This window comes from Haloarchaeobius salinus (genome assembly GCF_024464185.1).
GTDB lineage: Archaea > Halobacteriota > Halobacteria > Halobacteriales > Natrialbaceae > Haloarchaeobius > Haloarchaeobius salinus.
Map to the genome: position 1 here is coordinate 425,164 of NZ_JANHAU010000002.1, position 12,363 is coordinate 437,526.

Genomic DNA, 12,363 nt, shown 5'->3' on the forward strand with positions numbered 1-12,363 from the left:
GCCCCCGGGGCGGACGGCTACAGGGGGTCACCGTCCACCGTCACGGACAGCACGTCGAGCGCCTCGTCGAGCCTGACCGTCGCGGTCCGGCCGTCCTCCTCGAGCTCGAGTTCGTACACGTCCCCGTCGCTCGCGACGCTCGGCTCGGGATACTCCCACATGTACAGGTCGTCGATGGGCACGTCGAGCGCGGTCAGGGCGGCTACGACCCGGAAGTCGAGGCTGAGCGCGAACAGGACCGGGACGACGACGAGCCACGAGCAGGCGTCGCAGGCGAGACGTCCGTAGCCCGGGATGTCGTCCTCCAGCAGACTCGGGCTGACCGTCCCGGCGCAGGCCGGGCACTGCCCGCTCCGGGCGAGCGAGACGTGGTGGCGGGTGCGTCGGTGGACCGCCTCGACCAGCGCCGGGCCGTCGCGACCGTCGAGTCCCCGGGCCGGGAACGTGATGGTGAACCGCTCGGGGGTGGCCTCGCAAGCGGGACAGTGGACGGTGAAGAAGCCGTGCTCGTACCGGCCGGTCAGCTCGCTCCCGCAGTCCGAACAGGTCGAGTCCACGTCGACCTCGGTCCGGTCGGGGCTCGCCGTCGGGCGCATCGCCAGGGCGGTCCGGTAGAGCGCGGTCGCGCTGGCGGTCGGCACGTAGCCGCCCTCCACGTCGCGGAGGTAGGTCCCGAGGAGCGACTGGAGGTGGTAGTTGAACTTCCCGCTGTCCGCCAGCCCGACGGCGGCCATCAGCTCGGAGTACGACTGCGGTTCGGTCCGGGAGCCACGCCAGTTCGACAGCGACGCGAGGACGATGTCGAGTCGGGTGTCGTGTGCGAGCAGGGAGAACGCCTCGCGTGGGTCCGCGGTCGGTTCGCCATCGCCGTCCGTCATGGCTGTCTGTTGGCCCGAGTGCACAATCAGGCTGCTGGTCGTCCTGGTGTCGCGTGATGTGTCAACAGGGCTTGTGAACTCGAACTCGCAAAACCACTAAGACGCGGTCGACAGCAGGATGGAGTGATGACGACGGATTCGGTCTCCCACCCGGTCGGCGAGGGGCGAACCCGGACCGACCGGTGGTTCGAGTGGATCAACACGTGGAGCTTCCGCCTCGGACTGCTCGGTCCCGTCGGACTGCTGGGCTATCTGGAGTCCGCGGTCCCCGCGCTCGCGATCATGGAGCTGTTCATGCTGTTCTGGCTCTTCTTCCTCGTGCCGCCGGCACTCGCCCTCGTGCGCTACGCGGTCGACGGGCTCCTGTCGCGCTTCGGTGACGGGTCGGACCCGGCGGACGGTACGGCGGTCGACGGCCCGGGCGACTGGATCGAGTCGGGCTACGAGTCGAGCCCGCTCAAGGCGCTCCAGATCCTGCTGGTGATGGTGCACCCGGCCATCGTGGTCCAGGGCATGTTCCAGATCGTCGGGACGGTCCTCGCGGTCGTGCGCCACCGGGGTTCGCCGCCGTCGCCGGCCACGCACGAGAGCGACGTGGACTACCGCCTCCCCTTCGACGGGGAGTGGACGACCGTCAACGGGAGCCCCGACCGCTGGTACTCCCACTCGTGGTTCCCCATCCAGCAGCGGTACGCGTACGACTTCGTCGTCACCGACGCGGACGGCCGGAGCCACGACGGGAGCGGCGGCGTCGAGTCGTTCTACTGCTTCGACGAACCGATGCTCGCCCCCGCCGACGGGACGGTCGTCGCGGCGAAGGACGGCCACCGGGACAGCCCCCACACGACGGGCTGGCTCGACCCGCTCCAGTACCGCATCTTCGGGAACTACGTCGTCGTCGACCACGGCGACGAGTACAGCGTCCTGGCGCACCTGCGGGAGGGGAGCGTCGCCGTCTCGCCCGGGGACCGGGTCGAGCGCGGCGAGCCGGTGGGCCGCTGTGGACACTCGGGCAACTCCAGCGAGCCACACCTGCACTTCCAGGTACAGGACCACCCGAGGCTGTACCTCGGTGCGGGACTGCCGGTGCAGTTCGACGACGTGACGACCGACCACCCGGACGCCGGGCGGACGCACTACGAGCGCGGCTACGTCCACAGCGGCCAGCGGGTCAGCTACGAGCCGACGACGGACCCGGCATCGGCCGGCGAGGACGACACGGAATCGGCGGCCGTCGCGCCCGAGGACTGACCGCACCTCGCGCTCCGGCTGTGCCTGTCCCGCACTGCCGAAGAGCGTGGCGGACCGCTCAGAGCAGCCGGTCGGCGATGATGTTCTTCTGGATCTCGCTGGTGCCCTCGTAGATCTTCGTGATGCGGGCGTCGCGGTAGAACCGCTCGACGGGGTGGTCGGTGACGTAGCCCGCGCCCCCGTGGACCTGGATCGCCTCGTCGGCGACGTCGACGGCGTGCTCGCTGGCGAACAGCTTCGCCATGCTGGCGAACTTCGCGGCGACGTCGTCGTCGCCCGACTCGACGTGGGTGGCGGCCCGATACGCCAGCGACCGCGCGGCCTCGACGTTCGTCGCCATCTCGCTGATCTTGTGCCGGATGGCCTGGTACTCGGCGATGGGCTGGCCGCCCTGCTCGCGCTCGCCGGCGTAGTCGACCGCGGCGTCGAGGGCGGCCTGGGCCGTCCCGATGGCCTGCGCGGCGACGTTCGTCCGACCGTCCGCGAAGAACGCCATGAGCTGGTAGAACCCCCGGTTCTCCTCGCCGATGACGTTCTCCGCGGGGATGCATACGTCGTCCAGGACGATCTCGGCGAGGTCGGAGGCGCGGATGCCGAGCTTGTTGTCGATCTTCGTCGTCTCGAAGCCGTCGAGGTCAGTAGGGACGAGGAACGCGGTGATGCCCCGGTGGCCGGCACCGGGGTCGGTCTTGGCCATGACGACGGCGACGTCGGCGACCGTCCCGTTCGTTATCCACATCTTGTTCCCGTTCAGGACCCACCCGTCGCCGTCCTTCTCGGCGCGCGTCTCGATGCCGGCGACGTTCGAGCCGTGGGCCGGCTCGGAGATGCAGGAGCAGGTCGCGGACTCGCCGCTCGCGACCCGGGGCAGCCACTCCTCCTTCATCCAGTCGTCGCCGAACTCCTGTATCATCGTCGAACCGAACCCGCGGGAGCCGATGGCGCTCCCGATGCCCGGGTCGGCCCGCCAGAGCTCCTCGGTGACGAGTACGCTCTCTAGCAGGTCCATCCCCGCGCCGCCGTACTCGGGGTCGATGGTCGGCGCGACGAGGTCGTACTCGGCGGCCTGCTGGACGAGGTCGTGCGGGTACTGCTTCGCCTCGTCGTGCTCGCGGGCCACCGGTCTGATCTCGTTGTCGCCGAACTCGCGGACCGCGTCGCGGATGGCCCGCTGTTCGGCGGACAGCTGGAACGACATACCCCAACCACGGATTCCATCGTAAAGAATGTGTTCCAGAGTGTTACTACTGTTAACCTCCGGTCAGGTCCCGAGGTACACCTCGCGGACGTACTCGTCGTCGCGGAGCAGATCCGGGTCGCCGTCGCGCTGAATCTGGCCGTTCTCCAGCAGGTAGACGCGGTCGGCGTGCTGGAGCGCGAACGTGACGTTCTGCTCGCAGAGCAGCACGGAGACGCCGTCGTCGCGGATGCGGTCGAGCCCGTCGCTGATGTCGTCGAGGACGACCGGCGCGAGCCCGAGCGTCGGCTCGTCGAGCACGAGCAGCGACGGGTCGCCCATCAGCGCGCGGCCGATGGCGAGCATCTGCTGTTCGCCGCCGCTCATCGTCCGGGCGGGCTGGTTCCGGCGCTCCTCGAGGCGCGGGAACAGGTCGTAGACGGCGTCGAGCCCCGCCCGTGCGTCGGACTTCGCGTAGGCTCCCAGCGTGAGGTTGTCCTCGACGGAGAGGTAGCCGAACAGGTCGCGCGACTCGGTGCAGTGGATGAGCCCACGCTGCACGAGCTCCTGGGTCGACAGCCCGGCGATGTCCGCCTCCCGGTAGCTGATGCGCCCCGAGTAGGGCAGGAAGCCCGAGACCGTGTTAGCGAGTGTGGACTTCCCGGCTCCGTTCGGGCCGACGACGGCGACCATCTCGTCGTCGCTGACGGTGAGATCCACGTCGCGGAGCGCGGTTATCTGTCCGTACCGGACTTCGAGGTCCTCGACGGCGAGCGTCGTCACAGCGTGTCACCCCCGAGGTACGCCTCCTGCACGGTCGGGTCGTCGCGGATCTCCTCCGGCGTCCCCTCCGCTATCTTCGCGCCGAACTGGATGACGACGGCGCGGTCGATGAGCGAGAGCAGCCCGCGCATGTTGTGGTCGACGACGACGAGCGTGATGCCCTCCTCGCGGAGCGACTCGAACAGTTCGGACAGCTCCGCGACCTCGTTCCCGGCGAGCCCGGCGAACGGCTCGTCGACGAGCAGCAGGTCGGGGTCGGTCGCCAGCGCCCGGGCCAGCTCCAGCCGGAGCATCCCGGCGTGAGGGAGCTCGTCCGGGGTCTGGTGTAACCGGTCGCCGAGGCCGACGCGCTCGCACATCTCGACGGCCCGCTGGTGGGTCGTCCCGCGCAGTCCCGACAGCGAGAACAGCCGGTCGGGCGTCAGCGCGAGCCGCACGTTGTCGACGACCGAGCGGTCGTGGAGCGGCCGGAACGACTGGAAGGTCCGCGCCAGTCCCCGGCCGACCATCTCGTGGGTCGCGACGCCGGTCACGTCCTCGCCGCGGTACCAGACGGTCCCCGAAGTCGGGCGATACGTGCCGGTGACGCAGTTGAACGTCGTCGACTTCCCCGCACCGTTGGGGCCGATAAAGCCCAGTATCTCGCCCTCCTCGACCGCGAGGGAGAGGTCGTCGACGGCGGTCAGGCCGCCGAACCGTTTCGTCAGGTTCCGGATGACGAGCAGGCCGTCGTCAGGGTCGAGGCTGTCCGCGTCGTCGCCCGACTCGGCGTCCCAGTCCGCGGGCCGCTCGTCGGCGTCGGTGCTCATCGGCGCCCACCTCCGACCCTGGCCTGGAGATCGGCGACGTCTTCGCGCCAGCGTTCCTGCACCGCATCGAGGACGTCGCGGTCGGGCGGATCGCGCCCGCCGTCGGTCGCCGCGTCGCGCCCCCTGATGTTGTCGAGCGCCGTGCCGCCGCCGTGGACGGCCCAGCGGACGATGCCGCCGGGCAGCGCGAACAGCAGGACGAGCGTCACCAGCGAGAACAGCAGCAGGTCCACGTCCGCGACGGCAGTGTCGAGGACGGGGACGACGTACTCGACGGTGCCGAGGTAGAGCTGGAACAGCCGCAGGAAGATGCCCGCGACGGCCGCGCCGACGATGGTGCCCATCCCGCCGAGGATGGCGGCGATGATGACCTCGATACTCACCGTCAGCGCGAGCAGCTGCGAGGGGTTCGGGTTGCCGACGGGCGTGTGGACGAACACCGCGCCGGCGAGGCCGCCGACGGCGGCGCTCAGCGCGAACGCGAACACCTTGAACTTCGCCGGGTTGAGCCCGGAGGCGGCGACGGCGTCCTCGTCCTCGCGGATTGCGGTGAACACCGCGCCGGCGTCGGACCGGGTCACCGCGAGCAGCACGGCGAGGATGCCGACGAACAGCGCGAACGCGAGGTAGTAGTTCGCCACCAGCGTGACGACGAGATCGTCGAAGCTGAGGATGGGGGCCGGCGAGTCCAGCCCGAGCTCGCCGCCGAACGTGCCGCTGAACAGGATGAAGACGTTCAGCAGGATGGTCGGCGCGACCAACGTCACCAGCGAGAAGTACGGCCCGCGCAGTCGCAGTGCGGGGACGCCGACGAGCAGGCCGGCGACGACGGTGACGACGACGGCGATGGGCACCGTCACGACCGGCGGCAGGCCGAGTTCCAGGTTGAGCAGCGCCGACGAGTAGCCCCCGATGGCGAAGAAGAAGGCGTGCCCGAAGCTGATTTGCCCGGTGTAGCCCGACACCACGTCCCAGCTCATCGCGAACATCGCGAAGAACAGTGCGATGGTGAGGTTCCGGACCCAGACCGTCGGCACGAGGTAGGGTGCGAACGCGAGCAGCACGAGGCCGACCGCGCCGACCTGGTGGCGGATCCCGTAGCGCCGCGGGTCGAGCCACCCGGTCAGTCCGCGGGTAGCGGTCGCGTCGGCGCTCATTCGGCGAGCTCCCTCCCGAACAGGCCTTCAGGTTTGACGAGCAGGACGAGGATGAGCAACAGGAGCGGGACGAGCCCGGTCAGCCGTGTGCTCACCGCCCCGGTCAGGACCTCAGCCGTGCCGATGACGTACGCCCCGACGAGGCTGCCCTTGACGCTCCCGATGCCGCCGATGACGACGATGGCGAAGGAGAGCATCAGCGGCCCGCGGCCCATCGCGAAGTTCGCGGTCTGGAACGAGCCGAGGAACAGCCCGGCGACCCCGGCGAGCGCGCCCGCGACGACCCAGGTGTAGAGGTTGACGCGGTCGCTCTCGATGCCGACCAGCGCGGCCCCCTTCGTCGTCATGCTCGTCGCGAGGATGGCCTTGCCCGTCTCGGTGTTGTTGATGGTGTAGAACAGCGCGGCGATGATGAGCCACGAGAGCGCGAACACGACCAGCAGGTTCGTCTGGAACTTGCTCCCGCCGAGTGCGACCGTCCCGTCGAGCAGCGACGGGATGGACTTCGGCTGTGTGCCCTCGGCGACGAGGAACACCTGTTCGACGGCGATGGCGACGACCAGCGTCAGTATCATCACCATGATGGGCTGGTCCTGGATGCGCTCGATGAGCCCCTTGTAGACGACCGCGCTGAACAGCGCCGGGACGACGATGGCGGCGAGGACGGCCCCGCCGACGCCCGCCTCGACGATGCCGCCGCTGGCGTAGTAGGCTGCGAAGGCTCCGAGCGTGATGGTCGCACCGTGGGAGAGGTTGAGGACGCCGCCGACGCCGAAGATGAGCGTGAACCCGATGGCGACCAGCGCGTACAGCGCACTGATGATGACCGAGTTCACGGCCAGTGTAGCCACGTCGACCATGCTCAGATCCAGGGTGGGCTGGCGTAGTCGGCGGTGGCGAGGCTCTCGGGGTAGATGACCTCCTGGCTGCCGTCCTGCCACTGCTGGAACAGCGGCCAGACCGTGTCCTGCCCGTACTTCACGTCGTGGGCGTACTCGTGGTCCGAGGCGTAGTACTCGATGGTGCCCGCCGTGCCCCGGTAGGAGCTGTCCTCGAGCGCCGTGACGACCTCGTCGGAGCTGACGTAGCCAGCAGTCGAGACGGCCTGTGCGTACTGCTTGACCGCGTCGAACGTGATGTAGCCGGTGTAGACGGGATAGCTCCCGAACTCGGACTGGTAGGCGTTCGCGAACGGCACCGTCTTCTCGGTCACCTCCGAGGTGGGCGTCGCCGAGTTCTGGGTGATGCCGAACTGGCAGGCCCCCTCGGTCGCCGCCGAGTAGGAGGGGAGCTGCATCGGCACGTGGATGCCGCCGAACTCGAAGCCGCGCTGCTGTCGTGCCCACTGGACGATGGCGGGCGTCCCGGTGTGGGCCATCGCCGTCAGCACCGCGTCCGCCCCGGACGACTCGACCTCGTCGTAGATTGGCGTGAAGTTCTCCGTGCCGCTGGCGTAGCGCTCGCGCATCACGACCTCGACGCCGGTGTCGCCCAGCTGGTCGTCGAGCGCCCGCGAGACGGGGCGGGTCCACTCGTAGTCCTCGACGAGGACCGCGATCTGCTCCCAGCCCATCTCGTCGAACATCTCCTCGCCGAAGTCGACGAGGTTCGTGCCGAGGTGGTAGGCGTTGATGGGGCCGGTCCGGAAGTGGTACTTGTACTCGTCGTAGTCCTCGTTGACCCGGGCGCTCGCCTCGGGCGTCGCCGCGCCGGTCGTCAGGTGGACCTTCTGCTGGTCGGCGATGTCGTCGAGGATGTTCAGGAGCACCTCGCTGGTGAAGATGCCCGTGGTCGCGTGGACCTCGTCGTCGAGGATGAACTCCTGGTACTTCTGCTTGCCAGTGCCGGGGTCCTCCTTCGTGTCCTTGACGACGACCTCCACGTCGTTGCCGTCGACCCCGCCGTTCTCGGTGAGCTGCTGTGCCGCGAGGCGTGCCCCGTTCGCGATGGACGCGCCGATGGGATTGTTCGCCGGCTCGGGCGCGAGCACGCCGATCTTCAGCGGGCCGTCGAGCTCCTCCCGTCCGCCGCCACCGCCTCCGGCGAAGCTGTCGAGACAGCCCGCCGACAGCGCCAGTCCGGTGCCGGCACCGGCCGCCTTCAGCAGCGGTCGGCGGCGGAGGATGGCCTCGCGAGTCCCACCCCGCCCCGCAGTTTCTTTGCCCTGTGAGTCTCTGACCGTATTTTGGTTACCATCGTTAACCATACTCGACTGTCTGCTTTACCCCAATGGTACTTAATACACGGGGTCTGTTGCCATATGACATGGAAGGAGTTCGATGACTCGAAGGACGTATTAGGTGGCGTCTTGCCGCCGGACTCGCCTCGATGGTGGCCGAAGCCTTATGCGACCGAACGCGTATGTCCAAGCGATGACCGGGTCGGACGAACCGCAGGTGGGTGAGGTGGTGGACCCGCCGGCGGCGTTCGTCGCGCAGGCCGCCGTCGGGTCGGCCGGTTCGACGGCGTTCGACGCGCCGTGGCCGGACTGCTGGGCGGCGGCGGCCGACCGGCTCGACTGGCACCGCGAGTACGGGGCGGTCCTCGAGTCGGCCGACGGCCGACCGCCGTTCCGCTGGTTCGCGGACGGCGAGCTGAACGCCTCCGTCAACTGCCTCGACCGGCACCTCGACGAGCGTGGCGACGACGTCGCGCTCGTCTGGGAGGGCCACCTCGACGAGCACGTCACGTACACCTACCGCGAGCTGTTCGACGAGGTGAACGCCGTCGCGGCCGGCCTGCGCGACCTCGGCGTCGGGGCCGACGACGTGGTGACGACGTACCTGCCCTCGATCCCGGAGGCGGTCGCGGTGATGCTCGCCTGCGCCCGTATCGGTGCCGTTCACAACGTCGTCTTCGCGGGCTTCTCGGCGGACGCGCTCGCCACCCGGATGGAGCGTGCGGAGTCGCGCTACCTCGTCACCTGCGACGGCTACTACCGTCGCGGCGAGGCGGTGAACCAGCGCCGCCGGGCGGACAACGCGCGGATGGCGCTCCCGTACGAGCTCGAGGCGACGGTCGTCGTCGACCGGCTCGCCGCCGGCAGCGGGCGCGACGGCGGCGACGACACCGCCCGCTACGACGACATCCTCGCGGCGAACGAGGGTGCGACCGTCGACCCCGTCCCGCGCGAGGCCTCGGCCCCGCTCTTCCGGATGTACACCTCGGGCACGACCGGCGAGCCCAAAGCCGTCACCCACACCACCGGCGGCTACCTCGCGCAGGTCGTCTGGACGAGCGAGCGCGTGCTCGACGTCGACCCCGGGACGACGGTCTGGAGCACCGCCGACCTCGGCTGGATCACCGGCCACAGCTACGTCGTCTACGGCCCGCTCTCGCTCGGCGCGACGACCGTCCTGAGCGAGGGGAGCCCCGACGCGGCCGACCGCGACCGGCCGTGGGAGGTCGTCGAGCGGAACGGCGTGAACGTCCTCTACACCGCCCCGACCGTCGTCCGCTCGTTCATGAAGTGGGGGACGGCGTCGCCCGATGCGCACGACCTCTCCAGCCTCCGGCTCCTCGGCAGCGTCGGCGAGCCGCTCGACGCGGAGACGTGGCACTGGTACCACGAGCACGTCGGCGGCGGCGACTGCCCCGTGGTCGACACCTGGTGGCAGACCGAGACGGGTGCGGTGCTGCTGACGACGCTGCCGGGGGTCGACGCGATGAAGCCCGGCTCGGTCGGCCGGCCACTGGCCGGTATCGACGCCACCGTCCGCGACGACGCCGACGCGGTCTGTCCCCCGGGCGAGCGGGGCTGGCTCTCGGTCGACCGGCCCTGGCCCGCGATGGCGCGCGAGCTCGCCACCGCCAGCGAGTGGGGCGCGGCGGCCGACGCGGCCGGGCGCTGGCGCTACCGCGTCGGCGACGAGGCGGTGACCGACGCGGACGGCTACGTCACCGTGCTCGGTCGGGTCGACGACGTGCTGAACGTGGGTGGCCGGCGGTTCAGCACCGCCGAGATAGAGCACGCCATCGTCGAGGTCGACGGCGTCGCCGAGGCGGCCGTCATCGGTCGCGACGATCCAGACGTCGGGACCGCCATCGTCGCCTACGTCACCACCGAGGACGGTCCGGCCGGCGCGACCGTCTCGCACGACGACGTCGACGCGGCGGTCTCGGCTGCCATCGGCGCGGGCTCGACGCCCGACGAGGTCGTGTTCACGCCCGACCTGCCGAAGACCCGCTCCGGGAAGATCATGCGCAGACTGCTCGGCGACATCGCCAACGGCGAGGACTACGGCGACACGAGCGCGCTGCGCAACCCGGAGGTCGTCGGCGAGCTGGAGGCGCGCCAGCGCGAGTAGCTCGTCTCGCCAGGCCAACACGAGTTCGCTGCTGACAGAGAGCCGAAATAGAGATGGTCGATTGTAGTCGAACGGACTCCGGCCAGCGTCCAGTCCCCGAGCTGGACGGAACTGAAGCGGCGATACAACTATTTCGCTGGCTGTGGATAGCCGAAACACATGGGTCGACCGCTCACTGACGCGGGCTACGACCGCCTCCGACGGCACGCCGAGAGCCACCGCGAGGACCTCGTCTGCCGGCTCTGTGCCGAGGCCGGACTCCGTCCAGCGGAGGTGACGCAGGTGACGCCGGACTCGGTCGTCGCGGTCGACGACGCGTTCCTGCTCGACCTCCCGGACCGGACGGCGTTCCTGCCGGCCGACGTGGCGCACGACCTGCGGCTGTACGCCGACGCGACGGACTGCGCGCCCGACGAGCCCGTCGTCGACGTGTCGCCGCGCCGGGTACAGATGCTCGTCCGCGAGGTCGCCGACCGCGCCGCCGACGTGACCGGCGAGGCGCGCTTCGCCGACGTGTCGAGTCGGGACCTCCGTGAGCAGTTCGTCCTCCGGCACCTCCAGGCCGGCGTCGACCCACGGGTGGTCGCCGCCGCGGCCGGGTTCGAGGGCGTGGCCGGGCTCGCACCGTACCTCGACGAGCCCTCGGGCGTGGAGCTCGCGGCCGCGCTCTCCGGGGGCGACGGCCACGACGACGACGAGCTGTCGGCCCGGTCGCGCGCCGCCGTCGACCTCCTCGCGACGCTCGCAGGCGATCTCGGAGCCGTGACGACGACGGAGGAGCTGTACGCCCGGCTCTGCGACCGGGTCGTGAGCGTCGCGGGCTACGAGTCGGCCTGGGTCGCGCGGGCGACCGACGACGGGCTGGAACGGCGGGCACACGCGGGCTTCGACGGGGCCGTCGTCGACACCCTCCTCGCGGACTACGCGGACGACCTCGACGCGGTCCTGCGCTCCGGCACACACCGCGTCCTCGACCTCGCTGGCGACGACGTTGCGGTCTGCCTGCCCTTCGGCGCGACGGAGGGCGCGGACCGCGTGCTCGGCGTGGGCGTCGCGGGTCCGGTCGCCGACGCCGAGACGGACGCACTCGTCGCGCTCGGCGGGCTGGCCGGCCGGGCGCTCGACGCGCTCCGCCGCCGTCGCCGGCTCGTCGCCGACGTGGTGACGGAACTCCGGTTCACCGTCCGCGACAGCGATGCCGTCGTCGTCGACCTCTCGACCGGCCCGGCCGACCGCGTCGAGGTGACCGGCGTCGTCCCCGGCGGCCCCGGACTGGTGCTGTACGCCGTCGTCGCGGGGGCGACGCCGGACGCCGTCTCCGACTCCCTCGCCGACGACGAGCGCGTCGAACGGGTGCGCTACGTCGACGACACCGTCGACGGCCCCGTCGTCGAGCTCGCGCTGTCGAACTCGCCGGCGTCGAGACTCGTCGAGTTCGACGCCCGCGTCGAGTCCTACGTCGCCGAGGACGGCGTCGGGTCGCTCGTCGCCACGGTCGCGACCGACGCCGACGTGCGCGCGGTGGTCGACGGGCTGACCGAGCGGTACCCGGATTCGGGCCTCGGCGCGAAGGAGACCGTCGAACGCACGGTCGACCCCGGCGCGGGCTTCTCGGCGTCGCTGCGGGACGACCTCACCGAACGGCAGGCCGCGGTCCTCCGGGCGGCGTACCACGGTGGCTACTTCCAGTGGCCCCGCGAGTCGACCGCCGAGGAGCTCGCTGACTCGCTGGACGTGGCCTCGCCGACGCTGCACAACCACCTGCGGGTGGCCCAGGCGAAGCTGCTCGACGCGTACTTCGAGGGCTGACCTGCGGTCGGTGTCCGGCGAGCGCATCCGGCGGCTAACTGTCTAGAGACCACCGTCGTCGAGCCGCAACCAACGGTTACTGCCGCGGGAGATCCCCTCTCCGGCCGAACGGGCGTTTGAGACGCCAGCGCGCCCGAGAACGGGCGTTCACCCGGTTCCCGACTGCCGGTCGCCCCGATTAGCGCCCCCGCT

General features: G+C 70.4%; 10 protein-coding genes. 3 read left to right on the forward strand and 7 right to left on the reverse strand.

Going from position 1 to position 12,363, the window contains the following annotated elements:
- Positions 1 to 17: 17 nt before the first annotated feature.
- The gene (locus tag NO345_RS08750) at positions 18 to 878 is read right to left on the reverse strand and encodes a DUF7351 domain-containing protein (RefSeq protein WP_256298388.1); all 861 of its coding nucleotides are present in this window, start codon (positions 876 to 878) and stop codon (positions 18 to 20) included.
- 126 nt (positions 879 to 1,004) lie between these two features.
- Here NO345_RS08750 and NO345_RS08755 point away from each other — a divergent pair, with 126 nt between their 5' ends.
- Complete coding sequence (locus NO345_RS08755; protein WP_256298390.1) at positions 1,005 to 2,129, forward strand: murein hydrolase activator EnvC family protein; 1,125 nt, start codon at positions 1,005 to 1,007, stop codon at positions 2,127 to 2,129.
- 58 nt (positions 2,130 to 2,187) lie between these two features.
- Here the strand turns inward: NO345_RS08755 and NO345_RS08760 are convergent, their stop codons facing one another.
- From NO345_RS08760 to NO345_RS08785, 6 genes are all read right to left on the reverse strand, one after another.
- Entirely contained in the window at positions 2,188 to 3,327 is a 1,140-nt protein-coding gene (locus NO345_RS08760; RefSeq protein ID WP_256298392.1) for an acyl-CoA dehydrogenase family protein, read from the reverse strand.
- A 63-nt stretch (positions 3,328 to 3,390) separates the two neighbouring features.
- Complete coding sequence (locus NO345_RS08765; RefSeq protein ID WP_256298393.1) at positions 3,391 to 4,089, reverse strand: ABC transporter ATP-binding protein; 699 nt, start codon at positions 4,087 to 4,089, stop codon at positions 3,391 to 3,393.
- Positions 4,086 to 4,898: an ABC transporter ATP-binding protein gene (locus tag NO345_RS08770; RefSeq protein WP_256298394.1), complete on the reverse strand. Its 813-nt coding sequence runs from the start codon at positions 4,896 to 4,898 to the stop codon at positions 4,086 to 4,088. Before NO345_RS08770 ends, NO345_RS08765 begins: the two co-directional genes overlap by 4 nt.
- Entirely contained in the window at positions 4,895 to 6,055 is a 1,161-nt protein-coding gene (locus NO345_RS08775; RefSeq protein WP_256298396.1) for a branched-chain amino acid ABC transporter permease, read from the reverse strand. Before NO345_RS08775 ends, NO345_RS08770 begins: the two co-directional genes overlap by 4 nt.
- A complete protein-coding gene (locus NO345_RS08780; RefSeq protein ID WP_256298398.1) occupies positions 6,052 to 6,915 on the reverse strand; it encodes a branched-chain amino acid ABC transporter permease in 864 nt (287 codons plus the stop codon). The genes NO345_RS08775 and NO345_RS08780 overlap by 4 nt, the downstream gene beginning before the upstream one ends.
- A gap of 2 nt (positions 6,916 to 6,917) precedes the next feature.
- Positions 6,918 to 8,261, reverse strand: coding sequence for an ABC transporter substrate-binding protein (locus tag NO345_RS08785; protein ID WP_256298399.1), 1,344 nt, complete (start codon positions 8,259 to 8,261; stop codon positions 6,918 to 6,920).
- Between the two features lie 166 nt (positions 8,262 to 8,427).
- Between NO345_RS08785 and NO345_RS08790 the strand changes: the two genes are divergently transcribed.
- The gene (locus NO345_RS08790) at positions 8,428 to 10,362 is read left to right on the forward strand and encodes an acetate--CoA ligase (protein WP_256298401.1); all 1,935 of its coding nucleotides are present in this window, start codon (positions 8,428 to 8,430) and stop codon (positions 10,360 to 10,362) included.
- Positions 10,363 to 10,521: 159 nt separating this feature from the next.
- Positions 10,522 to 12,171: a bacterio-opsin activator domain-containing protein gene (locus NO345_RS08795; protein WP_256298403.1), complete on the forward strand. Its 1,650-nt coding sequence runs from the start codon at positions 10,522 to 10,524 to the stop codon at positions 12,169 to 12,171.
- The last annotated feature ends 192 nt before the right edge of the window (positions 12,172 to 12,363 follow it).